This window comes from Klebsiella ornithinolytica, from assembly GCF_030505655.1.
GTDB lineage: Bacteria > Pseudomonadota > Gammaproteobacteria > Enterobacterales > Enterobacteriaceae > Klebsiella > Klebsiella ornithinolytica.
In genome coordinates this window covers 3,280,240-3,305,654 of record NZ_CP130153.1, presented here as the reverse complement: position 1 = coordinate 3,305,654, position 25,415 = coordinate 3,280,240, and the positions used below count along the sequence as shown (strand labels likewise).

At 56.2% G+C, this 25,415-nt stretch carries 21 protein-coding genes; 10 read left to right on the top strand and 11 right to left on the bottom strand.

Features of this window, described 5'->3' with window-relative positions; all coding sequences use genetic code 11:
• Positions 1-45: 45 nt before the first annotated feature.
• Positions 46-1,980 (bottom strand): protein kinase YeaG, encoded by a 1,935-nt coding sequence (yeaG, locus tag Q1L34_RS15790; RefSeq protein WP_004860792.1) that lies wholly within the window; start codon positions 1,978-1,980, stop codon positions 46-48.
• Positions 1,981-2,407: 427 nt separating this feature from the next.
• Here yeaG and Q1L34_RS15785 point away from each other — a divergent pair, with 427 nt between their 5' ends.
• From Q1L34_RS15785 to Q1L34_RS15775, 3 genes are all read left to right on the top strand, one after another.
• Positions 2,408-3,154 carry a MipA/OmpV family protein gene (locus Q1L34_RS15785; RefSeq protein ID WP_004860797.1) on the top strand — a complete coding sequence of 249 codons (747 nt, stop codon included), beginning with the start codon at positions 2,408-2,410 and terminating at the stop codon, positions 3,152-3,154.
• 124 nt (positions 3,155-3,278) lie between these two features.
• On the top strand, positions 3,279-4,133 hold the full coding sequence (locus Q1L34_RS15780; RefSeq protein ID WP_048024463.1) for an aldo/keto reductase: 855 nt from the start codon (positions 3,279-3,281) through the stop codon (positions 4,131-4,133).
• A 98-nt stretch (positions 4,134-4,231) separates the two neighbouring features.
• The gene (locus Q1L34_RS15775; protein WP_032717255.1) at positions 4,232-5,689 is read left to right on the top strand and encodes a DASS family sodium-coupled anion symporter; all 1,458 of its coding nucleotides are present in this window, start codon (positions 4,232-4,234) and stop codon (positions 5,687-5,689) included.
• 87 nt (positions 5,690-5,776) lie between these two features.
• Here Q1L34_RS15775 and Q1L34_RS15770 read toward each other — a convergent pair whose 3' ends face one another.
• Both Q1L34_RS15770 and gapA read right to left on the bottom strand, forming a co-directional pair.
• Entirely contained in the window at positions 5,777-6,664 is an 888-nt protein-coding gene (locus tag Q1L34_RS15770; protein WP_004860802.1) for a D-hexose-6-phosphate mutarotase, read from the bottom strand.
• An 87-nt stretch (positions 6,665-6,751) separates the two neighbouring features.
• Positions 6,752-7,747 (bottom strand): glyceraldehyde-3-phosphate dehydrogenase, encoded by a 996-nt coding sequence (gapA, locus tag Q1L34_RS15765; protein WP_004860805.1) that lies wholly within the window; start codon positions 7,745-7,747, stop codon positions 6,752-6,754.
• Between the two features lie 339 nt (positions 7,748-8,086).
• Between gapA and msrB the strand changes: the two genes are divergently transcribed.
• Both msrB and Q1L34_RS15755 read left to right on the top strand, forming a co-directional pair.
• Positions 8,087-8,500: a peptide-methionine (R)-S-oxide reductase MsrB gene (gene msrB / locus Q1L34_RS15760; RefSeq protein WP_004860809.1), complete on the top strand. Its 414-nt coding sequence runs from the start codon at positions 8,087-8,089 to the stop codon at positions 8,498-8,500.
• 44 nt (positions 8,501-8,544) lie between these two features.
• Positions 8,545-8,823, top strand: coding sequence for a YeaC family protein (locus Q1L34_RS15755; RefSeq protein ID WP_004860812.1), 279 nt, complete (start codon positions 8,545-8,547; stop codon positions 8,821-8,823).
• A 264-nt stretch (positions 8,824-9,087) separates the two neighbouring features.
• Here the strand turns inward: Q1L34_RS15755 and chiD are convergent, their stop codons facing one another.
• The 4 genes from chiD to sppA form a co-directional block, all read right to left on the bottom strand.
• The gene (chiD, locus tag Q1L34_RS15750) at positions 9,088-10,341 is read right to left on the bottom strand and encodes a chitinase ChiD (RefSeq protein WP_032717256.1); all 1,254 of its coding nucleotides are present in this window, start codon (positions 10,339-10,341) and stop codon (positions 9,088-9,090) included.
• A gap of 194 nt (positions 10,342-10,535) precedes the next feature.
• Positions 10,536-11,177: a bifunctional nicotinamidase/pyrazinamidase gene (pncA, locus tag Q1L34_RS15745; RefSeq protein WP_004860817.1), complete on the bottom strand. Its 642-nt coding sequence runs from the start codon at positions 11,175-11,177 to the stop codon at positions 10,536-10,538.
• Positions 11,178-11,186: 9 nt separating this feature from the next.
• Positions 11,187-12,203 (bottom strand): asparaginase, encoded by a 1,017-nt coding sequence (ansA, locus tag Q1L34_RS15740; protein WP_032724346.1) that lies wholly within the window; start codon positions 12,201-12,203, stop codon positions 11,187-11,189.
• 403 nt (positions 12,204-12,606) lie between these two features.
• The gene (gene sppA / locus Q1L34_RS15735; protein WP_004860822.1) at positions 12,607-14,460 is read right to left on the bottom strand and encodes a signal peptide peptidase SppA; all 1,854 of its coding nucleotides are present in this window, start codon (positions 14,458-14,460) and stop codon (positions 12,607-12,609) included.
• Positions 14,461-14,625: 165 nt separating this feature from the next.
• Between sppA and Q1L34_RS15730 the strand changes: the two genes are divergently transcribed.
• Positions 14,626-15,177, top strand: a complete 552-nt coding sequence (locus Q1L34_RS15730) for an NAD(P)H nitroreductase (RefSeq protein WP_004860825.1) — start codon at positions 14,626-14,628, stop codon at positions 15,175-15,177.
• Positions 15,178-15,232: 55 nt separating this feature from the next.
• On the opposite strand, the gene phoC is transcribed toward Q1L34_RS15730, so the two are convergent.
• Positions 15,233-15,979 carry an acid phosphatase PhoC gene (gene phoC / locus Q1L34_RS15725; protein WP_004860829.1) on the bottom strand — a complete coding sequence of 249 codons (747 nt, stop codon included), beginning with the start codon at positions 15,977-15,979 and terminating at the stop codon, positions 15,233-15,235.
• A 343-nt stretch (positions 15,980-16,322) separates the two neighbouring features.
• On the bottom strand, positions 16,323-17,252 hold the full coding sequence (locus Q1L34_RS15720) for a DUF7916 family protein (RefSeq protein ID WP_004860832.1): 930 nt from the start codon (positions 17,250-17,252) through the stop codon (positions 16,323-16,325).
• Positions 17,253-17,590: 338 nt separating this feature from the next.
• Between Q1L34_RS15720 and Q1L34_RS15715 the strand changes: the two genes are divergently transcribed.
• The 3 genes from Q1L34_RS15715 (at position 17,591) to Q1L34_RS15705 (ending at position 21,642) form a co-directional block, all read left to right on the top strand.
• On the top strand, positions 17,591-18,340 hold the full coding sequence (locus Q1L34_RS15715; protein WP_004860836.1) for a GntR family transcriptional regulator: 750 nt from the start codon (positions 17,591-17,593) through the stop codon (positions 18,338-18,340).
• Between the two features lie 301 nt (positions 18,341-18,641).
• On the top strand, positions 18,642-19,685 hold the full coding sequence (gene selD / locus Q1L34_RS15710) for a selenide, water dikinase SelD (RefSeq protein WP_004860839.1): 1,044 nt from the start codon (positions 18,642-18,644) through the stop codon (positions 19,683-19,685).
• 4 nt (positions 19,686-19,689) lie between these two features.
• Positions 19,690-21,642: a DNA topoisomerase III gene (locus tag Q1L34_RS15705; RefSeq protein WP_004860845.1), complete on the top strand. Its 1,953-nt coding sequence runs from the start codon at positions 19,690-19,692 to the stop codon at positions 21,640-21,642.
• Between the two features lie 1,037 nt (positions 21,643-22,679).
• Here Q1L34_RS15705 and gdhA read toward each other — a convergent pair.
• Together gdhA and Q1L34_RS15695 are read right to left on the bottom strand one after the other, a co-directional pair.
• Positions 22,680-24,023, bottom strand: coding sequence for an NADP-specific glutamate dehydrogenase (gene gdhA / locus Q1L34_RS15700; protein ID WP_004860851.1), 1,344 nt, complete (start codon positions 24,021-24,023; stop codon positions 22,680-22,682).
• Between the two features lie 269 nt (positions 24,024-24,292).
• On the bottom strand, positions 24,293-24,703 hold the full coding sequence (locus Q1L34_RS15695) for a pyrimidine (deoxy)nucleoside triphosphate diphosphatase (protein ID WP_004860854.1): 411 nt from the start codon (positions 24,701-24,703) through the stop codon (positions 24,293-24,295).
• Between the two features lie 86 nt (positions 24,704-24,789).
• Between Q1L34_RS15695 and Q1L34_RS15690 the strand changes: the two genes are divergently transcribed.
• Positions 24,790-25,413 (top strand): CDP-alcohol phosphatidyltransferase family protein, encoded by a 624-nt coding sequence (locus Q1L34_RS15690; RefSeq protein WP_015584597.1) that lies wholly within the window; start codon positions 24,790-24,792, stop codon positions 25,411-25,413.
• The last annotated feature ends 2 nt before the right edge of the window (positions 25,414-25,415 follow it).

The window sequence follows — 25,415 nt, the reverse complement described above, 5'->3', positions numbered from 1 at the left end:
TTTTGTAGGCCCGGCGGGCAACGCACCGCCGGGCAATTTCCGTTATCAGGATGATTTACGTACGCGCAGGTACCATTCGCACAGCAGACGGACCTGCTTACGGGTATAGCCTTTCTCCATCATACGATCGACAAAATCGTCGTGTTTTTTCTGCTCGTCGGTTGAGGTTTTGGCGTTAAACGAAATCACCGGCAGCAGCTCTTCGGTATTGGAGAACATTTTCTTCTCAATCACCGTGCGCAGTTTTTCGTAGCTGGTCCAGTTCGGGTTCCGTCCGTTGATATTAGCCCTGGCGCGCAGGACGAAGTTGACTATCTCATTACGGAAGTCTTTCGGGTTGCTGATCCCGGCCGGCTTCTCAATTTTCTCCAGCTCCGCATTCAACGACTCACGGTCAAACAGTTGGCCAGTGTCCGGATCGCGGTACTCTTGATCCTGAATCCAGAAGTCCGCATAGGTGACATAGCGGTCAAAGATGTTCTGCCCGTATTCGGAGTAGGACTCAAGATAGGCGGTCTGAATCTCTTTACCGATAAACTCGGCATATTTCGGGATCAGATAGCCTTTGAGGAACTCCAGATAACGTTCCGACTGCTCTTGCGGGAACTGCTCGCGCTCGATTTGCTGTTCCAGGACGTAGAACAGATGGACCGGGTTCGCGGCGACCTCGGCGTGGTCAAAGTTAAACACGCGCGACAATATTTTGAAGGCGAAGCGGGTGGACAGACCGTTCATCCCTTCGTCGACGCCGGCGTAATCGCGGTACTCCTGATAGGATTTCGCTTTCGGGTCGGTGTCTTTCAGGCTTTCACCGTCGTACACGCGCATTTTGGAGTAAATGCTCGAGTTTTCCGGCTCTTTCAGCCGCGACAGTATGGAGAAGCGCGACAGCGTCTCCAGGGTCCCCGGGGCGCACGGCGCGTGGGTCAGCTCACTGTTGTTAAGCAGTTTTTCGTAGATACGCATCTCTTCGGAGATACGCAGGCAATAAGGCACCTTGACGATATACACGCGGTCGAGGAAAGCCTCGTTGTTTTTGTTATTACGGAAGGTCACCCATTCGGATTCGTTGGAGTGGGCGAGAATAATGCCGTTAAACGGCAGGGCCGAAATTCCCTCGGTTCCGTTATAGTTGCCTTCCTGCGTGGCGGTCAGCAGCGGATGCAGCACCTTGATAGGCGCTTTAAACATCTCGACGAACTCCATAATCCCCTGGTTGGCGCGGCACAGGGCGCCGGAGTAGCCGTAGGCGTCCGGATCGTTCTGGGCATAATGCTCCAGTTTACGAATATCCACTTTACCGACCAGCGCGGAGATATCCTGGTTATTCTCATCACCCGGTTCTGTCTTGGCGATGGCAATTTGCTCAAGGATAGAGGGCCACACTTTGATCACGCGGAATTTGGTGATGTCGCCACCGAACTCGTGCAGACGTTTTGCCGCCCACGGCGACATGATGGTGCCGAGATAACGGGTAGGCACGCCATACTCTTTATCGAGAATCTGCGCGTCTTCCTGCGGGTTAAACAGGCACAGCGGATGATCGTTGACCGGGCTACGTTCACCGTTGGCGCTCAGTATATAGATAGGTACACGCTGCATTAAGGATTTCAGACGTTCAGCCAGCGACGATTTACCCCCGCCCACCGGGCCCAGCAGATACAGAATCTGTTTCTTCTCTTCCAGACCTTGTGCGGCGTGTTTCAGGTAAGAGACGATCTGCTCGATGGCATCTTCCATGCCGTAAAACTCTTCAAATGCCGGATAGCGTGCGACAACCCGGTTTGAAAAGAGACGGGACAGCCGGGGTTCCAGGGCCGTGTCGACCATGACTGGCTCACCAATGGCCATCAGCAGCCGTTCTGCCGCGTTGGCATAAGCACTGCGATCTTGCCGGCAGATGGTAAGAAACTCCTGCAGTGTGAACTCTTCGTCCTTGGCAGCTTCATAACGCTGGCGATAGTGATCGAATATATTCATGGCATGCCGTCCTTTCGTTTTTAGCACAAGTTGAGAGCCGTTCATATGAATAGTGGGAGCTCCCGGAAGAGGTAAACTGCGCGACGTTCATCGATTCTCCAGCAACCCTTATGCCAGGTTGACGAAGCGACACAGACAACGTGCGCCAAAATCACTTCTTCTAAATTAAAGCGTAGATGCATTTAGAAAACTTGCATGCCGGCAAAAATCAATTTCAATGACATATCAATAACTCATCCGGAAAAAAGGCGCTTTTTCGCACGTCTTGCCAGGCCGCGTCATGGGGCTGTCATCCGGCTGCAAGTTTATGGTCATCTGTTGATGAGAAATTGAATGGTTTATGTAATGACGGGTAAAGAATTTGAGGCATGAGGCCTACGACGGTAAACTGCCCCGGCGTATTAATTGACAAACGGGAATATGGATTGTGAATAAGATCAAACCTCTGGCACTCAGCGTGTGCCTTGCGGCCTCTGTTTCGGCTGCCCACGCGGAAGGGAAATTTACGTTAGGGGCCGGCGTGGGTATCGTCGAGAACCCTTATAAACAATACGATGCCGATGTTTTCCCCGTCCCGGCAATTAGCTATGAGAGCGACAGCTTTTGGTTTCACGGCCTCGGTGGCGGCTACTATTTGTGGAATGACAACACCGATAAGCTGTCCGTGACCGCCTACTGGTCGCCGATGTACTTCAAGCCGGGCGACAGCGATAGTGAGCAAATGCGCAAGCTGGATCGCCGTAAAACCACCATGATGGCCGGGCTCTCTTATGTCCACAACACGCAGTACGGCTTCTTGCGTACGACGCTTGCGGGCGACACGCTGGGTAACAGCAACGGTATCACCTGGGATACGGCCTGGCTTTATCGCTATACCAACGGCAACCTGACCTTGACGCCGGGGATTGGCCTCGAGTGGAACAGCGATAACCAGAACGAATACTACTACGGCGTTTCTCAGCATGAGTCTAATCGTAGCGGCATGCGTAGCTACGACCCGGATAGCAGCTGGAACCCGTACCTTGAGCTGTCGGCTAACTATCGTTTCCTCGGCGACTGGAGCGTGTATGGCGTGGCGCGTTACACCCACCTGTCTAATGAAATCACCGACAGTCCGATGGTCGACAAATCATGGAGCGGTCTGATCTCCACGGGGATTACCTACACCTTCTGATCGCACACGATAGCGTTCGTCGAGCAGACGATCGTGCACCATAACGAAGAAATTCGTGCATCAAAACAGGGCGTCACGCCCTGTTTTGCATTACGGTGGTGCAACGGCATAACCGGAGGAGGCGATGATGGAAAAAACAGTATCTTTTGGCGATCGTGCGGCGGTTCCTGCTATCGGGCAGGGAACCTGGTATATGGGTGAAGACAGGGCCCGACGTACGCAGGAGGTGGCTGCACTACGAGCGGGCGTGGAACGCGGGCTGACGGTCATCGACACCGCCGAAATGTATGCAGATGGCGGGGCGGAAGAGGTGGTGGGAGAGGCGATTCGCGGCCTGCGGGATCGCGTCGTACTGGTCTCTAAAGTCTATCCGTGGCATGCGGGTGGACAGCAGATGATGGATGCCTGCGAGGCCAGCCTGCGCCGTCTGGGGACCGATTACCTCGATATGTACCTGCTGCACTGGGCCGGCGAGTTTTCCTTTGCGCAAACCGTTGAGGGCATGGAGAGGCTGGTGGCGCAGGGAAAAATTCGCCGTTGGGGCGTATCGAATCTCGATACTGCCGCGATGCAGACGCTGTGGCAGGTTGCCGGGGGCCAACGGTGCGCGACCAATCAGGTACTGTACCACCTGGCGTCGCGGGGCATTGAACATGACCTGCTGGCGTGGTGTCAGCAACGGTCGCTGCCGGTGATGGCCTACAGCCCGTTGGCTCAGGCCGGACGTCTGCGCGATGGACTTTTAAATCACAGCGTTGTGAAAAATATTGCTGAAGACCGAGGGGTGAGCGCGGCACAAATTCTGCTGGCCTGGGTCATCAGTCATCCGGGCGTTATGGCTATCCCGAAAGCGGCAAGCGTAGAGCATGTTACGCAAAATGCCGCTGCGCTGTCGATAACGCTCACCGTGCAGGAGCTGGCGCGGCTGGATAGTGCTTTTCCCGCGCCGGGCAAAAAAGTCCCGCTCGATATGGTGTAAAGAACAGTTATTCGCCAAAACACTTTGGCGCTTAGTTGATGAACATCAAGGTCCAGTGGTGATTATCTCCTTAAAGATAAAAGAAAAAGGAGATTTACATGACTGAACTTAACAAGCCTCTGGATGTGAAGCTGGCTTTCCCGCTGTGGAAAGCGATTCTCACGATACTCTTCGGCGTGATTATCTGGTTTACTCCGCCGCCTGATGGACTCGCCCTCCACGCATGGCAAATGTTTGCCATTTTTGCCGCCACTATCTTCGCCATCATTCTAAAGGTGCTCCCGATGGGGGCGGTGACGATGATTGCGCTGATCGTCTCTGCGTTTTTGGGCGTGACGCCTCTCTCGCCGGGTAAAAGCGACAAAGTTGCGGCGTTATCCGGGTTTGCTAACGGGACTATCTGGTTGATTGGTATCGCTATGTTCATCTCCCGGGCGGTGATCAAGACCGGGTTGGGCAAGCGGGTGGCGCTGTGGTTTATTTCTAAATGCGGTTCCAGCATGTTGGGCGTTGCCTATGGACTGGCGCTGTCAGATGTCGTCCTCGGACCGGGGATCCCTTCGGCATCCGCGAGGGGCGGCGGAATTATGTACCCGATTACGCAGTCCATTGCCACGGCTTACCAGTCAGAACCAGGGGCGACGGCGAGAAAAGCCGGCGCCTTTTTAATGATTTGCGTTTCACAGATCGATGCCATCGTCTGCACGATGTTTTTAACGGCGATGGCGGGTAACCCGCTGGTCGCCGAACTGGCGCGAAGCCAGGGAATAGAGATCACCTGGACGACCTGGTTTGTCGGGGCCATCGCTCCGGGGATTGCCTCACTGATCCTGCTGCCGCTGGTGATTTACGCGATCTATCCGCCGCAGTTGAAGAAAACGCCGGAGATACCCTCGATTGCCCGGGAAGAGCTGCGCAAAATGGGACCGATGTCGCTGGCAGAAAAAATTCTGGCGTTTGATTTTGTCCTGCTGATATTGCTATGGACCGTCGGTGATATTTTCTTTTCGATTCCCGCGACGCTTTCGGCGTTTATTGGACTGATGGTGCTGCTGATCAGCAACATCATGTCGTGGAAGAATATTATCGAAGAAAAAACGGCCTGGGACACCATGTTCTGGTTTGCCGTACTGGTGATGATGGCCAATGCGCTCAATAAGTACGGCATGATTAGCTGGATATCGGAGCGAATTGTCGGCTATGTCGGCCACTTCGAATGGATAACGGTTTTTTTACTGCTTGTCGTGGTTTATTTCTACACCCGCTATTTTTTCGCGTCGGCGATGGCGCATATTTCCGCGATGTATCTGGCATTTCTTGCCGTGGCCGTTTCCGTCGGCGTACCGCCGCTGTTTGCCGCGCTGGTGCTGGGGTATACCTCAAACTTGTCGATGGGGCTTACGCAATACTCCGGGGGCCCGGGGCCAGCGCTGTTTGGCTCGGGATATAACACGACCGGGCAGTGGTGGGGAGTCAGTTTTGTGGTATCGCTGGCCTCGATTGCTATCTGGTTAGTGTTGGGAGGCGCGTGGATGAAACTGGTGGGATTCTGGTAACGGAAAACACGAGTGTCAGTAAACAAAACAGGGCGTTATCGCCCTGTTTTTAATCCCTCATCTCCCGGCTATCGGGAGTGGAAGGGACTAGCCTCGTTTCACGACGCGGATAGTTTGCGCCAGGCGAGACGGTTTCTCTTCGCTGGTTTTCTGCGTTTCGGTGACGCAGCAGGTTTCGACGCAAACAAAGGTTTTGTACCCGTCATCCGGCATATCGCCCATGCTGACGGAGAGCGCCGGGCCTGGGTTCCAGCCCACGACATTGCTGTGGTGATGGTGGACAACATCGATGTTGCGGTTCAGCGCAGCGTCGTGAATCACGCTACAGGCTTCGGCATTCAGATAGACGCGGTCGGTACGGTCAGGGAAGGTCTCGGTACCGTTGCTTAATACGCCTTCTTCGGCATTCTTCACTTTATCAATATAACGGTCACCCAGACCGCTGACTTTCACTGCCGCAATGTCGCCGACGTTGAAGTAGGTATGCAGTGCGGAGGTGGTTTCAAATTCACCGTGCGCTTCCAGCTCGATCTCGCAGGTTTTACCCAGTTTGAAACGCGCATAGAGCGTAAATTCGTGCGGCCAGTATTTGCGGGTTGCATCGCTACTTTTGAGTTCAAAGGTCAGCATCACCCCGCTTTCATCTTCATCGTGGCCTTTCAGCGCCCACGGCAGGTTACGGGCGAAGCCATGGGACGGTAAACCCTGCTGCGCCGCCGGACCGAACCACGGCCAGCAAACCGGCACGCCGCCGCGCAGGGCGACGCCGTTTTTGAACGGCGTATTGTTGCTGAGCCACAGCACTTCTTCTTCGCCAGCCGGTTTCCAGGAGAGCAGGTGCGCGCCCTGGAAAGCCACGGAGGCTTTAACCTGCGGATGGTCAACAACGATCAGCTCCAGCTCATCAAGCTGGCGGCGGGAGAGGACAGGGGTAAGTTGTTCAACTACCGGGAGAGCAAAAATTTTGTTAATCATGGTGCAATCCTAAAGGTTAGCCGTAAACATGAAGCCATAAAAAAAGGCGACCGAGGTCGCCTTTTTGGATCAATGTCTCATCTCAACTTATTTGGAGATGTGAGCGATCAGGTCCAGAACTTTGTTGGAGTAACCTGTTTCGTTGTCGTACCAGGAAACCAGTTTCACGAAGTTGTCGTTCAGTGCGATACCTGCTTTAGCATCGAACACGGAAGTGCAAACTTCGCCGTTGAAATCGGTAGAAACAACGTCGTCTTCGGTGTAACCCAGAACGCCTTTCATTGCGCCTTCAGAAGCCGCTTTGATTGCTTTCTTGATTTCTTCGTAAGACGCTGCTTTTTCCAGACGAACGGTCAGGTCAACAACGGATACGTTCGGAGTCGGAACGCGGAACGCCATACCGGTCAGTTTGCCGTTCAGTTCTGGCAGTACTTTACCTACTGCTTTAGCAGCACCGGTAGAGGACGGGATGATGTTCTGTGCTGCGCCGCGGCCGCCGCGCCAGTCTTTGTGAGACGGGCCGTCAACGGTTTTCTGAGTCGCGGTGGTCGCGTGAACTGTGGTCATCAGGCCTTCGATGATGCCGAAGTTGTCGTTGATAACTTTAGCCAGCGGAGCCAGGCAGTTGGTGGTGCAGGATGCGTTAGAAACGATGTCCTGGCCTTCGTATTTGTCAAAGTTAGCGCCTTTAACAAACATCGGAGTGTTGTCTTTGGACGGGCCAGTCAGAACGACTTTTTTCGCGCCAGCAGTGATGTGTTTACGAGCGGTTTCGTCAGTCAGGAACAGACCGGTTGCTTCAGCAACAACGTCAACGCCTGCTTCGTTCCACTTCAGGTTAGCCGGATCACGTTCAGCGGTAACACGGATTTTTTTACCGTTAACGATCAGATGACCGTCTTTCACTTCAACGGTACCGTTAAAACGGCCGTGAGTGGAGTCATACTTCAGCATGTATGCCATGTAGTCAGCGTCTAACAGGTCGTTGATTGCAACGATCTCGATGTCAGAACGTTCCTGAGCAGCACGGAAAACAATGCGACCGATACGGCCAAAACCGTTGATACCTACTTTGATAGTCATATATTCCACCAGCTATTTGTTAGTGAATAAAAGGTTGCCTGTAAAATTACAAAAACCTTACGCAGCGTCAAGCGGAATCGTGTCAATCATTGCGACAAATCAATCCTGAGCATACCTTTGCTCGAATGTTTTGCCTCACTCTCCCTTTGAGCCCAATTCCATATTGGGGCCGCGCCCGGAATTTTAAAGGGCGTTAAAGATAAAAATGTGATGTTAGTCACAATTATCTGGGCTGCCTTTTGGCATCGAATAAGTTTAGAACAAAAGTCCACGCTTCATTGTTAATGTTTTGTTAGAATCGAGGCGTAAAGTTGTCCTTTCACAGTGAGAAGCAAGCACATGGCGAATAAACCCTCCTCGGACGAGCTCAAAAAAAATTTGAGCGAGATGCAGTTTTACGTGACGCAGAATCACGGTACTGAGCCGCCGTTCACCGGACGACTGCTCCACAACAAACGGGACGGCGTCTACCACTGCCTGGTGTGCGACGCGCCGCTGTTTCACTCGCAAACGAAGTATGATTCAGGCTGCGGCTGGCCGAGCTTTTACGAGCCGGTGAGCGAGGAGGCGATTCGCTATCTGAACGATTACTCTCACGGTATGCAGCGCACTGAAATTCGCTGCGGAAACTGCGATGCGCATCTGGGACATGTGTTTCCCGATGGACCGCAGCCGACGGGGGAGCGTTTTTGCGTCAATTCGGCCTCATTAAGCTTCAATGACGACGATAATGGCGAGCAGATTAAAGGTTAAAGAAACGATTCAGCAAATTATTCCAGTGCGGAGTTGAGCGGACCATGGAAATCGAGCAAATAATAGACAGTATGACGCCGGAAGTGTATCAGCGCCTGGCGACGGCGGTGGAGCTGGGAAAATGGCCGGATGGTGTGGCCTTAACGCCCGAGCAGAAAGAGAACAGCCTGCAGCTGGTGATGCTCTACCAGGCGCGGCATAACAGCGACGCGCAGCACATGACCATCGACACCAACGGCCAGATGGTGATGAAGAGCAAGCAGCAGCTGAAAGAAGATTTTGGTATCGCGCCCAAGCCGATTGCCACGCTGAAGATGCAGTGACGGGACGGACTGATGCCCGCAGGGGTTAACCCTTGCAGGGCCTGTAGTTGGATTAAGCAGGCCCGGTAACCCTTGCAGGGCCTGTAGTTGGATTAAGCAGGCCCGGTAATCCTTGCAGGGCCTGTAGTTGGATTAAGCAGACCCGGTAATCCTTGCAAGGACCTGCGGCTGGATTTAACAGGCCCGGTAAGGCAACGCCGCTACCGGGCAAAGTTGTAGCCTTCGGGTGGGCGCCGCTTATCTCACCCGACGGCCGATCGCCGATTAATGTTTAATCCCAAGCGATGTCGCGAGCTGCTTCGCCAGCTGATTGTGGTCATCGGCGCCATACTCCCAGAACATAGCCCCCGCCAGACCTTTTTGCTTAATGTAATCAGCCTTTATCGCCACCGAACGCGGATTCTCGTATGACAACGCGAACAGCGCTTTGCCGTCCGCCGACTGGATCGACAGCCACGGTACCTTCGCCTCATCATCCCAATGTTCGGTAAAGCGTTTTTGCGGGTCGTTAAGCATTTTGTCGACGATGTCGTTATATTTCACGTACGTGTCTTTCGTCAGATCAAAACCCAGCGATGAAAACAGGGCGATTTGCTGTGGTCCGAACCACGGCTGAGTGACGGGATTTTTTTGCGCATCCGGCTTCGTCCAGTCGATACCCGGCTCAAGGGCGCGTTTTGGCACCCGGCCATAGAAGCCAATCCCCAGGTTCATCTGGCTCGGTTTTAAACCGGCGGCGAGATAGTTATTGACCACAAAATCGGCGCTGTACTTATCCGCAGCCGCGACCGTCGGCCAGCGGGTTGAATCATACAGGTTGGCGTTGAAGTACTGGGTTCCGTAGGCCATGTCGTAAGTCATCAGGTTGATATAGTCGAGCGACGGCGCAATCGCTTTGATATCCACCCAGCTTTTCGGGCTCTCGGCGTTAGCGCCCACGGCGATGGTCACCAGTTTCCTGCTCCCAAAAGCCGCGCGCAGCTCTTTCAGTAAGGCCGTGAAGTTATCGCGATCGGCCGGTTGGCTGGCGACCAGTCCCCAGGCGCCATTGACCGGATACTCCCAGTCGAGATCGATGCCATCCAGACCATACTTTTCAACAATCTCCTGCGCGGACTGAATAAACACCGCCCGGGTTTCCTTCGTCGCCGCTGCGCCGGAGAATCCGCGAGCTCCCCAGCCGCCGACGGAAAGCAGGACTTTCAGGTTCGGGTTCTGCTGGCGCAATGTCGGGATTTTCTGCAGGTCAGCCTGTACTTTCGGCGACAGCCAAATCTGATGCAGCTTGCTGGCATCTTTTAAAGCGTCATTGGTTTCGTCTTTTTCGTCGTTATAGACCAGACCAAACGAGTAGTTGAGATGGGTTATCTGCCGAACGTCCAGCTTATCGATATCGCCGCCGGGACCGGCAGTGACGTCACCGCCGCCGTTAAAGTAGCCGACGGACATCAGGGCGCTGGCGGAGACCACGGAAGCGCAGAGCAGGGGTAATGCTGCCAGTAAAGGCAAAAGCTTCATATCAGATCCTCTTTGACTTAAAAAGTGACATTGAAAAACAAACACGCCACGTAAATGGCGTGGCGAAAAAACAACGCGTTAACACTACCAGCGATAGGGCGTTGAATCTGCGAGTCAGCTCAATTTATAGTCAAAGAGAAACGCGGGAAAATGGCCCGAGGCGGCGGCTTCGGGCACAAGTTCGGGGACAAGGCTTAGGCCTGAGTTTCCAGCCAGTCGTCGAGGGTGTACAGCGTAGCACCCGCGGCGGCCATCTCCATAAAGGCGTGCGCGCTATCCTGCGGCTGGAGGTTGACCCCTCGGCAGCCGTCGGTAATCACGTTGACGGTATAGCCGAGGTTCAGCGCATCCAGCACGGTGAATTTGACGCAGTAATCGGTTGCCAGCCCAAGAATGATCAGATCGGTGATCTCGCGTTGGCGCAGCCACTCGTCAAGCCGGGTTTTTTGCCGATGTCCATTGTCAAAAAAGGCGCTGTAGCTATCGATGGCCGGATTTTCCCCTTTATGAAACACCGCGGCAATCGCCTGCTGCTGCAACAGCGGATGCAGCGCCGCACCTTCGCCGTTCTGCACGCAGTGATCGGGCCAGAACGTTTGCACCAGGCCATCGAGCTGTCCCTGGGTATAAGGTTCGACCTGGTGCTGGCTGGCGAAGCTGCCATGGTTTGCCGGGTGCCAGTCCTGGCTGGCGACGACGGTTTCGCCGCGGGCAAGACAATGGTCGATCAATCGGTTGGCGATATCGATTGTGCTATCACCTTCCGGTACGGCCAGCGCGCCGCCCGCGCAAAAATCATTTTGTAAATCGACCAGCAGTAGTGCGCGATTCGTCATCGGTTCTCCTTACTCATCGGGGGTCAGTTCGCCACGCAGGTTTTCCTGCATCAGGTTGCGGATCTCATCGACGCTCAGGTTCTGACTCAGCAGGTAGTGTAGCTTGGTCAACGTGGCCTCAACGGTCATATCAAAACCGCTGATGACGCCCGCCTGGGCGAGGGCGTTACCGGTGGCATACCCGCCCATATTGACCTTGCCGGACATGCACTGGGTCAGGTTGATGACCACGATCCCGCGCTGGCTGGCTTCCGCCAGAACCTGAATGAACTCGCCATTTTGCGGGGCGTTGCCGACGCCATAGGAGCGCAGAATCAACGCTTTCACCGGCTGACGCAGGAAATTACGTACCACATCGGCAGAAATGCCCGGATAGATCGTAACGACGCCAATGGGTTGTGGCGTGATGGGATGCACAATCAGCTCGCCGATACCCTGTGGGGCTGGCGGTGTACCGAGGCGACGAATGTGGATCCCGGCTTCCAGTAAAGGCGCCAGATTGGGGGAGGCGAAGGCATCGAAACCATCGGCATGGGCTTTGGTCGTGCGGTTGCCGCGATAGAGACGATTATTGAAGAACAGCGCCACTTCATTAATCGGGTAATTAGCGGCAACGTACAGGGCATTCAGCAAATTGATCTGCCCGTCGGAGCGCAGTTCGGCCAACGGGATTTGTGACCCTGTCACAATGACCGGTTTGCCCAGATGCTCCAGCATGAACGACAGCGCTGAGGCGGTAAAGGCCATGGTGTCCGTGCCGTGGAGGATAACAAAGCCGTCGTACTCGTCGTAATGCGCGCGGATGTCGTCGGCGATGTGCTGCCAGTCTTCCGGCGTCATATCGGAAGAGTCCATCAGCGGTTCATATTCATGAATCGTAAAGTCCGGCATCTCAGGACGGTGGAACTCAGGCATCAGCGCCAGCTGACGCTGCAGGTGGCCGGAAACGGGGATATAACCGTGTTCTGAGCGCTGCATACCGATGGTCCCACCGGTGTAGGCAACGTAAATCGATTTCTTTTGCATATCATCGCTTAGGTTGTACGTAGACAGGCGCAGTATAAGGTGACCGCTAAAAAAATACAGCGCAATCCCCGTCATACTTCACGTTGCAGGTGCGTTGGCCGCGCGTGTTTACCCCGGTCACATAGCGGACTATGCTCCCGGGGATGCACCCGCTTGCCGCCTGCCTGGAACTCGAATTATTTAGGGGATACCCGTCATACATCAGGTTGCAGGTGCGTTGGCCGCGCGTGTTTACCCCGGTCACATAGCGGACTATGCTCCCGGGGATGCGCCCGCTTGCCGCCTGCCGGGCACTCGAATTATTCAGGGGATACCCGTCATACATCAGGCTGCAGGTGCGTTGGCCGCGTAGTGTTCCCCCGACAACATTGAGTTGTCGGGGGAACTGGGCTGCATGAAGGAATTAGCGGATATTGGCGCAGGTTAAGCAGAATGCGTAGCGGTTCTGCGGATCGTTGAACGCGGCGAGCTTATCGCTCTCAGCCTTGACGGCATTGGCCGCGGCGGCAACCGGCGCCGGCAGCCAGGCCTGCAGTGCCGCTGGCAGCGACGCGCGGACCGAACCGGTCAGGTTATCGATCACCATCGAGAAGAACGTCGGCTCTTCCTGATAGTAGTTGATGTGCCACTGTTTCAGCTTCGCCAGCTCCGCGGCTTTTGCCACCGCGTCATCAAAGTCGCCCAGGCTATCGACCAGCCCGTTGGCTTTCGCATCTTCACCGGTCCAGACATGGCCCTGGGCAATCTGGTCGATTTTCTCCGGCGTACTGTTACGCGCGTTGGCCACCAGCGTGATAAAACGTTTGTAGCCGTTTTCGATGCTCAGCTGCATCAGCTGCTGAACTTCAGGCGGCAGCGATTTGGTGGTTGATACGTCCGCCAGCGCCGACGTCGCCACGCCATCGGTATGGACGCCGATCGAATCCAGCGTATTTTCGACGGTGTTAATGACGCCGAAGATGCCAATCGAACCGGTGAGGGTGCTTGGGTTGGCGACGATATAATTGGCCGGCGTGGAGATCCAGTAGCCGCCGGAAGCGGCCATGCCGCCCATGGAAACCACCACCGGTTTACCCGCGGCTTTTGCTGCCGCCAGCTCTTCACGAATCACTTCCGAGGCGCTGACGCTGCCGCCCGGGCTGTTGACGCGCAGAACAATCGCTTTCACCTTCGGATCGAGGCGGGCATCGCGAATCTGCGCGGCGGTGGTGTCTCCCCCGACGTTACCCGGCGTCTCTTCGCCGTCCATGATCGCGCCGTTAGCGAAGATCACCGCAATGGTGGCGCCCTGCTCGGACGGCGTTTTCACGCTGTAATCGTAATAGCTGATGGCGCGATAGTTATTATCCGCTTTGCTCCAGCCGAACTGTTTAGTCAGCGCCTTCTCCACGTCGGTGGCGGTGCCCAGCTCATCAACCAGCTTGTTGTTCAGCGCGTACTGCGCCGTATCGCCATCCACTTTACGCAGACCATCAATCAGCCCCTGAGCGCCAGGGAACAGCTGCTGAGCCGTGATTTGGCGGTTAGCGGCGATGGTATTGAGGTAGTTTTGCCACAGCTCGCCAATCCAACGGCTGTCGGCTTCCCGGGCGGCAGGCGACATATCGTCGCGAATAAACGGCTCGACCGCCGATTTATAGGTCCCGACGCGGAAAACGTGGGTGGAGACTTTCAGCTTGTCGAGCAGCGATTTGTAATACAGGCCGTTGGTGGCAAAACCGTGCAGATCGACATCACCCTGCGGCGAAAGCCAGATTTTATTGGCGAAGCTGGCCAGATAATACTGCCCCTGGCTGTAGCTGCTCCCCACGGCATACACCGGTTTGCCGCTATCGCGAAATTCGCGCAGCGCCTTACCGATATACTGCATCGAAGGCTGATCGCCGCCGGCAAAATTTTTCAGATCCAGCACGATACCGGTGATATTGCGGTCATCTTTCGCCTGGCGAATAGTCTGTACGATATCAAACAGCGAGTTTTCCTGGAGACGATCGGAACTGGCCCCAAAGAGCTGACGACCGATCACGCCGAGTTTGCTGCTGGCGGACGGTTTATCGACCACCACGCCGGTTATATCCATCAGCAGCGCGCCGCGAGCGGTATGTTCCGTGGTGGTGCTGCTGAACTGTGCCCAGATACCGACACAAACCAGAACCAGCAACAGGAAAACCAGGTTCAGTGCGAGCTGGCGAATAAAGTTGAGTACCCGCCATGTCCATTTAAAAAATCCGGCGAGCAGCCGCCAAAGAGTTCGCATGTATTCTCCCTAACATTGTTAAAAATGGGCTAACCGCATGAGTTGCCGCGTCTGGTTATCCTAAAGAGACGGCTGGCGGTTGTCAGCAGGAATCACCGGTCGTGCTGTAACAAAATTCCTGCGCATGTTAATTTTATGAAAAATGACATCACAGGAGTCACATAGATGGATGCTCTCGAACTATTGATAAACCGCCGCAGCGCTTCTCGTCTTGCCGAGCCGGCGCCGACCGGTGAACAACTGGAAAATATTCTCCGTGCCGGACTGCGCGCCCCGGATCACGGGACGCTGCAACCCTGGCGTTTCTTTATTATTTCTGATGAAGGCCGTGAACGCTTCAGTCAACTGCTGGAGAAAGGGGCGATTGAGGCCGGGCAGGATGACAAAGGCATTGAAAAGGCCCGCAGTGCACCGTTCCGCGCCCCGCTGATTATCACCGTCGTCGCTCGCTGCGAAGATCACCCGAAGGTGCCGAAATGGGAGCAGGAAATGTCGGCCGGCTGCGCGGTGATGGCCATGCAGATGGCGGCGCTGGCGCAAGGCTTTAACGGTATCTGGCGCAGCGGTGCATTGACCGAAAGCCCGATCGTCCGTGAAGGTTTTGCCTGCCGCGAGCAGGATAAAATCGTCGGTTTTCTCTATCTGGGAACGCCGCAGCTTAAAGCCTCAACCACCGTTTCTCTGCCGGACACCGCGCCGTTTGTGGTCCGTTTCTGAGCAACATCGCGTAAGCATAGCCCGGCAGGCGTGAACCGCCGGGCTGTCGCGTCGACTATTTCTGCTGTTTCGCAAACTCGTCTTTGGCTTTTTGCAGCTGCTGCTGGAAGGCCGGATTGGTATGCAGGGTGGCAACCACCGCTGAGCCGACAATCCGCGCGGCGTCAACATCGCTCTGCCAGTGGTAACCGCAGATCACCCGACTTTCACCGAGCTCATAGCCGCGTTTGAGAATCTCATTCTGGCGCTGCGGGTTGATTTCAGCCAGCACCAGGGCGGTAGCCCAGCCGATAGAGGTGTGTCCGGAAGGGTAGGAGCCGTTTTTCGACAGCTTATCCTGTTCGGTGGTATTGCAGGTGGACACGCCGTAGAAGGCAAATGGACGAATACGCATATACTTCTCTTTCGCGCCCCGGGTCGCCAGATCGCCCGCGTCTTCAATCATATTGGTGAGCAGCTTGTGGAGCGCCGGGGCGTCTTTTTCGGTGATCGGGGAGCCGAATGCCGCGGAGAAGGCGTTGGCCACGCCACCCGCGCTCAGGTTGGCATCCTCTGCTGCCAGCTTGCCGCGGGCGGTGGCGCGCAGCAGACGGCCTTTCTCATACATCGCCTGATCGTTTAAAAACGCAATGCTGCCCACTTCCGGCGGCGGCGGGAGCAGCGCCAGGCTGTCAATGGCCTGGGCATTTTTCAGATAGTAGAGATCGGGCTTAGTGGTGGCATCATTCCCGGCGGGAACCAGCGCAAAGGCGCTAACCGAAAAGAGACTGGCAAAGCAAAGGGCGAGTACACGCTTTTTCATCAGGATATCCTTATTGTGGTGGAGAGGAACAATGGCGCGAAACTGACGCAAAGTTAACGAACCATTGTTTTGCTGAAATCAAGAGCCTGTCTCAACAGGACGATTTTGCTGGTCATTTTGACCCGGGGCGTGCTCACAACGATGTATCTTTGAACGCCTTTCAGGGCCGCCCGAAGGGGGAGCGCAGCGAAGACTCACGAACGACCTGTACGCCGTGGTTTCACCGCGGTCCCTGTGCAAACTGCCTGTGCTATAACGCCTGCCGGGACAGGCTCTACACTCTCTCATTCGGCGCGTTTTTCTGTGCCGGATGAGAGACGACTCAGGTACCGATGATACCTGTTTACCGATAAACCGAACGCGCGATGCGGGTGTAGGTATGCCTGACCCCGCGAATAGCAATACTGTAGGCCAGAATATTCTCCGGTAATGCCATCCCCATATAACCCGTATCGCCAATATGGTGCAGGTCGGCGCCCGCCATTTTACTCATCAACGCTATCTGACGAAGGGTGCCGACATCAGCGCCTTCCTGGGAGGTCCCAATCGCCGTCATCGCCAGCACGCCATGCGCATGCGCAGTATCGATAAGCGATGCCACACGTTGCTGACTCATTCCCGGTATCGTGCCTGGGGCCGGGAGCAACACAATATCCGCCCCCTGGGCGGCGAACCAGATAACATCCTGCTCGCTGATAATGCTGCTGCCGCTTTCGCGCACCACTCCTGCACCGTGCATTTTCCCGGTGATAATCACCGCGCTGTCGCCCACCGCCTGGCGAATCTCTTCGGCCGCTATCCCCAGCGCCCGGTTGCTGACCCCGTTAGCCGGGTTGCCCGTTAACACCAGAATTTTCGCTCCCATCGCGACCAGCTTACGGGCATTGTCAGCCGTTGCCGAGCGCCCCGGTCTCATTTTCCAGATATCGTCATGGGCAACCGCAAATTCCGGGTCTACCGCCTCCAGATTGACACCAATAATACGCCCGGTCAGGCGCTGCAGTTCATGCAACGTTTTGTCCGGCGCGATATCGGCAGGCAACCCCTCAATATGCGGGTTTTCACTGTCAAACATATTAATTAGCAAGATATCCGCACCCTGCGATGCGGCAAGCTCGGCATTGGTGACATTGTTCAGCAATGGCTGAGTGATGGCGATAGATTCGCTGACCATTACCCGACCTTCGCTGGCGCGAATGGCATACAGCAGCTGCTCTTTATTCATCGATACAAAATCGGAGGCACAGCAGTCCAGCAAGCGTTTAGTTTTCATCGGGATATGCCTCGTTGCTGAATTCGTACTCTGATTTTACCTGCGGCCTGGGCAGGCACTATCCGCGCCTCGACCCGTCGCTGGATGCTGGCGAAAAAAATTCCCTGCATAAATTTACCTCAGTCGTCATCGGCCATCTTTGGTTTAATTAAAACTAAACCACTTGTGTACCATTAGTGAACCATACTGAATAAAAAGAGATCCTGACTACGACAAAATGGCCATTTTGTGATCTGAGAGGCTTTTCTCTGCGTCTGATTTGGGGATGACAACGATCGATTATTGGTTAAGAATTGGTTCACAGGAGCTGGACCAGTCACCACTTGCGCAGAGAGACGATGAACACAACTTCGCATCCCGGGTTTTATCTCGATGAATCCAGCGCGTTGCCGCTGTATATGCAGCTGGTTAACGCCATTAAGTCGGCCGTTGCTGAAGGCCGGCTGCGTCCAGGCGATGTTCTGCCGTCAGAACGGGCGCTGGTAGAGATGCTGAAAATTGCGCGAGGCACAGCCCGAAAAGCATTACAGCAGTTGCTGGAGGAAGGGGTTCTGATTCGGAATCAGGGGTCCGGTACCTTCGTGGCTCCGCAGGTGCGCCAGTCCCTGCCGTCGCTGGAAAGTTTTAGTGAAATGGCGGCAGCGAGCGGAGGCACAGCGCAAAGCGAGCTGGTGGGATATCTGCGGCGGTTAGCGACCCAGGAGGAGCGCCGCGCTCTGCAACTGACAGACGGTCAAAGTGAAATTGTCGAGCTGACCCGGCTGAGGAAAATTAACGGTATCGCCGTTTCCCTGCAGACGGCGGTTTTGCCTGCGCATCTGCTGGATAAAATCAGCGAAATGGATGAATCGTTATATCTGCACCTGGAGACAAAAGGCTCACCGGTGCTGCGGGCAACTCAGCATTTCCGGGCCGTATCAACGGACAGTCAGCTGGCTTACTATCTGAACATCAAACAAGATGAGCCGCTTCTGCTGGTGACCCGGATCGGCTTCACCTCCGATGACAGGCCCGTGGAATACACTCGGACCTGGTGCCTGAATGATTACTATGATTTTACGCTTGAGCTACGTCGAAAAGCGCCATAGCGGCGCGCTGCCGCTTGCTGGCAGGCGGGCCCGTTGAGTGTGAGAGCGGGGCAGGATCCCGGGCGAAGAATCTGACGGTGGCCGGCGCTGATTTTATCGACCCGCCGCTCCGCATTTTGTCTATTTTTAGCCATGCCGGACTTTCAGCAAAAGTGAAGATGGCGAGGTAATGCGGCTTGTCCATCGCAAAATCGTCTATTTGTCTGCTTAATGAGCAACCATTCGCGATTTCGGACTGTCATACTTACCACCTTGGCGTTTGAGCGCTACCATAGCGGGATTGCAATGACAGGAGATGTCCATGAGCGAGCAAACTATTCGTTTAACGCAATACAGCCACGGAGCCGGTTGTGGTTGTAAAATTTCCCCTAAAGTACTGGAAACCATTCTGAAGAGCGATCGGGCGAAGTTTATCGACCCGAACCTGCTGGTGGGGAATGAGACCAGTGATGATGCGGCGGTTTACGACCTTGGCAACGGGACGTCCATCATCAGCACCACCGACTTTTTTATGCCGATAGTCGACAGCCCGTTCGACTTTGGCCGTATCGCCGCCACCAACGCCATCAGCGACATTTTCGCGATGGGCGGAAAACCGATTATGGCGATTGCCATTCTTGGCTGGCCGATTAATACCCTGGCGCCGGAAATTGCCCGCGAAGTTGTGGAAGGCGGGCGTTTTGCCTGCCAGCAGGCGGGCATCTCCCTAGCCGGTGGCCACTCGATTGACGCGCCGGAGCCGATTTTCGGTCTGGCGGTCACCGGCGTGGTGCCGACCGAGCGGATCAAGAAAAACAGCACCGCCGAGGCGGGCTGCAAACTCTATCTCACCAAGCCGTTAGGCATTGGCGTGCTGACCACCGCAGAGAAAAAATCGCTGCTCAAACCGGAGCACCAGGGGCTGGCGACGGAAACCATGTGCCAGATGAACCTCGCCGGCGCGGCCTTTGCCACCATCGGCGGCGTAAAAGCGATGACCGACGTCACCGGCTTCGGCCTGCTGGGCCATCTGAGCGAAGTGTGTCGCGGGGCGGGTGTTCAGGCGCTACTCAATTACGCGGATATCCCGAAACTGCCGGGCGTTGAAGAGTACATTGCCGCGGGCGCCGTTCCCGGTGGCACCGGGCGCAACTTTGCCAGCTACGGCCATCTGATGGGCGACATGCCGGCGGCGTGGCGCGATCTGCTGTGTGACCCGCAAACCTCCGGCGGTCTGCTGCTGGCGGTGACGCCGGAAGCGGAAGCCGAAGTGCGCGCCGCAGCCGAAGAGTTCGGCATTAAGCTTGCCGCCATCGGCGAGCTGGTGACCGCACGCGGCGGACGTCCCATGATCGAGATCCGTTGATTACATGCGGTTGTTTATTGCGGAAAAACCCAGTCTCGGTCGCGCAATCGCCGACGTGCTCCCCAAACCGCATCGCAAAGGTGATGGCTACATTGAGTGCGGTAACGGGCAGGTGGTCACCTGGTGTATCGGCCATCTGCTCGAGCAGGCTCAGCCGGACGTCTATGACGGGCGCTATGCGCGCTGGAATCTGCTCGACCTGCCTATTGTGCCGGAGAAGTGGCAGCTGCAGCCCAAACCGTCGGTCACCAAACAGCTCAACGTCATCAAGCGTCTGCTGGGCGATGCGCAGGAGGTGATTCACGCCGGTGACCCGGACAGAGAGGGGCAGCTGCTGGTAGACGAAGTTCTCGACTATCTGCAGCTGGCGCCAGAAAAGCGCCAGCAGGTTCAGCGCTGCCTGATTAACGATCTCAACCCGCAGGCGGTGGAGCGGGCGATTGCTCGTCTGCGCGCCAACAGCGAGTTTATTCCGCTGTGCGTTTCGGCCCTGGCCCGCGCCCGCGCCGACTGGCTGTACGGGATTAACATGACCCGCGCCTATACGCTGCTCGGCCGCAATGCCGGCTACCAGGGGGTGCTGTCGGTCGGGCGGGTGCAGACGCCGGTGCTGGGGCTGGTCGTGCGGCGTGATGAAGAGATTGAGAATTTCGTCGCCAAAGATTTCTTTGACGTCAAGGCGCATATCGTGACGCCGAAGGATGAGCGTTTCGTTGCCACCTGGGTACCGAGCGATGCCTGCGAACCGTATCAGGATGAAGAGGGGCGTCTGCTGCATCGTCCGCTGGCCGAACACGTGGTGGCGCGCATTGAGGGCCAGCCGGCGCGGGTGACCGCCTACAACGATAAGCGGGATTCTGAGCCGGCGCCGCTGCCGTTTTCGCTTTCGACGCTGCAGATTGAGGCGGCGAAGCGCTTTGGCTTTAGCGCGCAAAACGTGCTGGATATCTGCCAGAAACTGTATGAAACCCACAAACTGATTACCTATCCGCGTTCGGACAGCCGCTATCTGCCGGAGGAGCATTTTGCCGGTCGGCATGCGGTTCTTAATGCCATCGCGGTTCATGCGGCGGATCTGCTGCCGCAGCCGGCGGTTGATCCGGAAATCCGCAACCGCTGCTGGGACGATAAAAAAGTGGATGCGCACCATGCGATCATCCCGACCGCCCGCAGCAGCCAGGTGAAACTGTCCGATAACGAAGAGAAGGTGTATGGCCTGATTGCCCGCCAGTATCTGATGCAGTTCTGCCCGGATGCGGTCTTCCGCAAGTGTCAGATCGATCTTGATATTGCCAATGGCAAATTTGTCGCCAAAGCGCGTTTCCTCGCCGAAGCCGGCTGGCGCGCGCTGCTGGGTAACAAAGAGCGGGATGAAGAGAACGACGGTACCCCGCTGCCGGTGGTGGCCAAAGACGACGAGCTGTTGTGTGAAAAGGGCGAAGTGGTGGAGCGGCAAACTCAGCCGCCGCGCTATTTTACCGATGCAACGCTGCTGTCGGCGATGACCGGGATTGCTCGTTTTGTGCAGGATAAAGAACTGAAAAAAATTCTGCGTGCGACCGACGGTCTGGGTACGGAGGCGACCCGCGCCGGGATCATTGAACTGCTGTTTAAGCGGGGCTTTTTAGTTAAAAAGGGGCGCTATATTCACTCCACCGATGCCGGACGTGCGCTGATTCACTCCCTGCCGGAGATGGCTGCCCGGCCGGATATGACCGCTCACTGGGAGTCGGTACTGACGCAAATTAGCGAGAAGCAGTGCCGTTATCAGGACTTTATGCAGCCGCTGGTCGGCACGCTTTATCAGCTGATTGAGCAGGCCAGGAGTACGCCGGTGCGTCAGTTCCGCGGCATTGTCGCGCCGGGAGGCGCTAAAAAGAGTTTCAGCAAAGGTAAAACCAAAGCTAAAACGAAAGACAAGAAGCCCGCTGCGGACTCCGCCGCGGAAAATCCATAAAAAAAACCGGTCTTCCGTAATGCCGATCGTTTAAGGGTCGGCAGACCGATTCTTATGCGGCGCTGTCAGGTTTTCAATATATCTGCAGGAGTTTCTGTCCCGTCGTTCGCTATTAAGCCAGGGATGTCGTTTTACGCTGGTTTGCGCGAAAGGGGGGAGCATACTCTGGAGTATGTGTTCTGGGGAGTATTCCGTTCACTTTTGTGGCATGTTCCGTTCACGATAAATTCGACACTTTTCTCATACCCGCTGCGGGTTAACGGCATGGGGGGCGTTCACCCGCCTCCGATGCCCCCCGGCATTGCGCTGAAAACGGCCGCTGCGCGGTATGCTCCACTCCGGCTTCATCTGGCGGACCGGGCGGGACTCAACCTCCCTGTCTCGACCTGCCCTTTGGCCGCTTTATTCGTCCCAGCCATGGGACTCACCCCGCCGGGGCCAACGCTGGCGTCGTTCAAAAACGCTCCCGGCGTTTTTGTCCTGCGGCCAGTCCTCGATGCGCCCCTGCGTTTTCGCCCGTGTTCCTGACGCGCCTTAACCCCCGCGCTGTCCTCCCGTGGCCGTCACGTTGCGATATCCTTGCTGAAGGTTTTTCAGCGGCGGAATGGTCAGCATGGAATAACAGGACATGCCGCAGGGGGCTGGCGCGGCTGAAAATCGCTGAGGCGCAGGCGGCTGGCGGAGGCAAGCCTTACAGGGCGTCCCCGAACAGCCAGACGGCGGAGACGAAGGTATCGTGTCGCGACGATTTTTCCTACCGCAATGCCGGGTTCCCAGGGCCGGGCGAAACCGGCCCTGGGTCGTTCACCTGCAGCGCAGGAAACAGAAATACGCGGGACTTATGGTGAACGGAATATCCCACAGAAACATGCGCCAGAGTGCGAAGCCCCTTTCACGCCAGCCACCGTTTACCGGCTCGCCCTGGTCGGCGATAAACCAAAAAAAGCGGGTCACCTTTCAGTGACCCGCATGACGGGCTTCCGGGGTTGCCGCTCATCCCCGGACGTCAGGGGACGACGGCAGGGAACCACGACGTCTTAAATGACGCCCTGCGCCAGCATGGCATCGGCCACTTTGACGAAACCGGCGATATTGGCGCCGCGGACGTAGTTGGTCTGCTGCGCTTCGCCGCCGTATTCAACACAGGCGTGGTGAATATCCAGCATGATGTGATGCAGGCGGGCGTCGACTTTCTCCGCCTTCCAGCTCATACGGGCTGCGTTCTGCGCCATTTCGAGGCCAGAAGTGGCGACGCCGCCGGCGTTCGCGGCCTTGCCAGGGGCGAACAGCACACCGGCATCGAGGAACAGATCGGTGGCGGCGATGGTGGTCGGCATGTTAGCGCCTTCGGCAACGGCCTTCACGCCGTTAGCGATCAACAGACGCGCCGCATCGGCGTCCAGTTCGTTTTGCGTGGCGCAAGGCAGCGCGATATCCACGGGAACGGACCACGGCTGTTTGCCTTCAAGGTAGGTCAGACCAAACTCGCGGGCGTAGTCGGCAACCCGGCCGTCGCGGCTGGCTTTGATTTCGCACAGACGGGCCAGTTTTTCCGGGGTAAAGCCAGCTTCATCGACAACGGTGCCGCTGGAGTCGGAGGCGGTGATCACGCGGGCGCCGAGGGCCATCGCTTTTTCGATAGCATACTGCGCCACGTTACCGGAACCGGAAACCGCGACTCGCATCCCTTCGAAGCCCAGGCCGTGACGCTTGAGCATCGCGTCGGTGAAGTACACCAGACCGTAGCCGGTCGCTTCCGGACGAATCAGACTGCCGCCGAAGGAGAGCCCTTTGCCGGTGAACACGCAGGCGCTGTTGTTGGAGAGTTTACGCATCATCCCGGCCATAAAGCCGACTTCACGACCGCCCACGCCAATATCGCCTGCCGGAACGTCGGTGTCCGGGCCCAAATGGCGATACAGTTCGGTCATCAGCGCCTGACAGAAGCGCATCACTTCACCGTCGCTCTTACCTTTCGGATCGAAGTCGCTGCCGCCTTTTCCGCCGCCCATTGGCAACGTAGTGAGGGCGTTTTTAAAGGTCTGTTCAAAGCCGAGGAACTTGAGAATCGACAGGTTAACCGACGGGTGGAAACGCATGCCGCCTTTGTACGGGCCAATTGCCGAGTTGAACTGCACGCGCCACGCGCGGTTAACCTGAACCTGATTGCGGTCGTCGACCCAGACGACGCGGAACTGAATAGCACGCTCTGGTTCAACCAGACGTTCCAGCAAAGAGAGCTGGCGATAGCGCGGGTTTTCCTCAAGGAAAGGCCACAGCGTGGTCATAACTTCGCGGACGGCCTGAGCAAACTCGGTTTGATGCGGGTCGCGCTGTTGAACGCGGGTGAGAAAACTTTCCAGAGTGCACATCTGATCCATAGATATAATTTCCCCTTATGGTTGTGGTTGCATGTATACGCGTCACGTTGCAGATTGCTTCGCTGCCCGCTTCGGGAGCGCTTCTGCGGCCGCCCGATGCAATCTGAATGATTTTGTATCTCTTTTTTTATTATTCGGCCCTTGAAAAGACCGATTTTCCGACTATAACACCGGGAATCGTTAGGCAAGCAAGGAAAAATTATCCAGACAGCAAAATTTATAATCTGGCGTCAGTCATAACTAAAAACGATGACGCCAGTGGCAGGGAATTAGCGGGGAAGATCGGCGGCGCGTTGGGCAATAAACGCGTTCAGTAGCGGAATATCTGCCGGAGCAAGGTCGAAGGTGAGCGCCTCTTGCGGCGTGCACCAGCGCAGCTGACGGTGATAGTGGGCGGCAGGAAGGCCGCTAAAGCGCGCCACCCACCAGGCGTGCAGGTGAATCAGGCGGCCGGAGACCTCTCGTTGATGGCTGGCGATATAGCGCTCAACCTCCGCCGTGATGCCGAGCTCCTCCTGCAGCTCGCGGATAAGCGCCTGCGGCTGGCTCTCGCCGGGCTCCACTTTGCCGCCGGCAAATTCCCATAGGCCGGGCTGATCGGCATGGGGCGGGCGTTGCGCCAGCAGAATTTTGCCGTCCTGTTCAATAATGGCGGCTACAACATCAAGCGTTTTTTGCATCTGAATCATCGTTCCGGGCAGGATAATGGCCTATTATCACCGCCTTTATCTTTGCCAGACAACCTTTAGCCCATCGGAGATATGCTGTGCTCGATAGTCATCTGCATCCTCGCCTGAAACCCTTGCTCAATGTTTGCGCCGCGCGGCTGGAGCGCCTCGGCGTCTCTGCCGACGGCGTGACCCTGACGGGCTTCGCCATTGGTGTTCTGGCGCTGCCGTTTCTGGGGCTTCGTTGGTACGGGGCGGCGTTGGCGGCGATTGTCGTGAACCGGCTTCTCGATGGCGTAGATGGCGCGCTGGCGCGTCGCCGCGGGTTGACCGACGCGGGGGGATTTCTCGATATCTCCCTCGACTTTCTGTTTTATGCCCTGGTACCGTTTGGGTTTATTATCGCCGATCCGGCGCAAAACGCCGTGGCCGGGGGCTGGCTGCTTTTTTCTTTTATCGGAACCGGCAGCAGTTTTCTCGCCTTTGCCGCGCTGGCGGCAAAACATCAGATAGCCAACCCGGGCTATGCGCATAAGTCGTTTTACTACCTGGGAGGATTGACGGAGGGGAGTGAAACCATCCTGCTGTTCGTGCTGTGCTGCCTGTTTCCCGCATATTTCGCCTGGCTGGCGTGGTTGTTCGGCGCGCTCTGCTGGCTGACCACCGCCACCCGTATTTACAGTGGCTACCTGACGCTGAAGCAGCTTCAGCGCCAGGCATAACG

Coding starts and splice junctions, on each gene's coding strand:
- Q1L34_RS15780 (WP_048024463.1), top strand. CDS start 3,279: ATGATGGAAAAAACAGTATCTTTTGGCGATCGTGCGGCGGTTCCTGCT.
- sppA (WP_004860822.1), bottom strand. CDS start 14,460: ATGCGAACTCTTTGGCGGCTGCTCGCCGGATTTTTTAAATGGACATGG.
- selD (WP_004860839.1), top strand. CDS start 18,642: ATGAGCGAGCAAACTATTCGTTTAACGCAATACAGCCACGGAGCCGGT.
- Q1L34_RS15720 (WP_004860832.1), bottom strand. CDS start 17,252: ATGAAAACTAAACGCTTGCTGGACTGCTGTGCCTCCGATTTTGTATCG.
- Q1L34_RS15755 (WP_004860812.1), top strand. CDS start 8,545: ATGGAAATCGAGCAAATAATAGACAGTATGACGCCGGAAGTGTATCAG.
- yeaG (WP_004860792.1), bottom strand. CDS start 1,980: ATGAATATATTCGATCACTATCGCCAGCGTTATGAAGCTGCCAAGGAC.
- chiD (WP_032717256.1), bottom strand. CDS start 10,341: ATGAAGCTTTTGCCTTTACTGGCAGCATTACCCCTGCTCTGCGCTTCC.
- msrB (WP_004860809.1), top strand. CDS start 8,087: ATGGCGAATAAACCCTCCTCGGACGAGCTCAAAAAAAATTTGAGCGAG.
- gapA (WP_004860805.1), bottom strand. CDS start 7,747: ATGACTATCAAAGTAGGTATCAACGGTTTTGGCCGTATCGGTCGCATT.
- Q1L34_RS15770 (WP_004860802.1), bottom strand. CDS start 6,664: ATGATTAACAAAATTTTTGCTCTCCCGGTAGTTGAACAACTTACCCCT.
- Q1L34_RS15730 (WP_004860825.1), top strand. CDS start 14,626: ATGGATGCTCTCGAACTATTGATAAACCGCCGCAGCGCTTCTCGTCTT.
- ansA (WP_032724346.1), bottom strand. CDS start 12,203: ATGCAAAAGAAATCGATTTACGTTGCCTACACCGGTGGGACCATCGGT.
- gdhA (WP_004860851.1), bottom strand. CDS start 24,023: ATGGATCAGATGTGCACTCTGGAAAGTTTTCTCACCCGCGTTCAACAG.
- Q1L34_RS15695 (WP_004860854.1), bottom strand. CDS start 24,703: ATGCAAAAAACGCTTGATGTTGTAGCCGCCATTATTGAACAGGACGGC.
- Q1L34_RS15715 (WP_004860836.1), top strand. CDS start 17,591: ATGAACACAACTTCGCATCCCGGGTTTTATCTCGATGAATCCAGCGCG.
- phoC (WP_004860829.1), bottom strand. CDS start 15,979: ATGAAAAAGCGTGTACTCGCCCTTTGCTTTGCCAGTCTCTTTTCGGTT.
- pncA (WP_004860817.1), bottom strand. CDS start 11,177: ATGACGAATCGCGCACTACTGCTGGTCGATTTACAAAATGATTTTTGC.
- Q1L34_RS15775 (WP_032717255.1), top strand. CDS start 4,232: ATGACTGAACTTAACAAGCCTCTGGATGTGAAGCTGGCTTTCCCGCTG.
- Q1L34_RS15705 (WP_004860845.1), top strand. CDS start 19,690: ATGCGGTTGTTTATTGCGGAAAAACCCAGTCTCGGTCGCGCAATCGCC.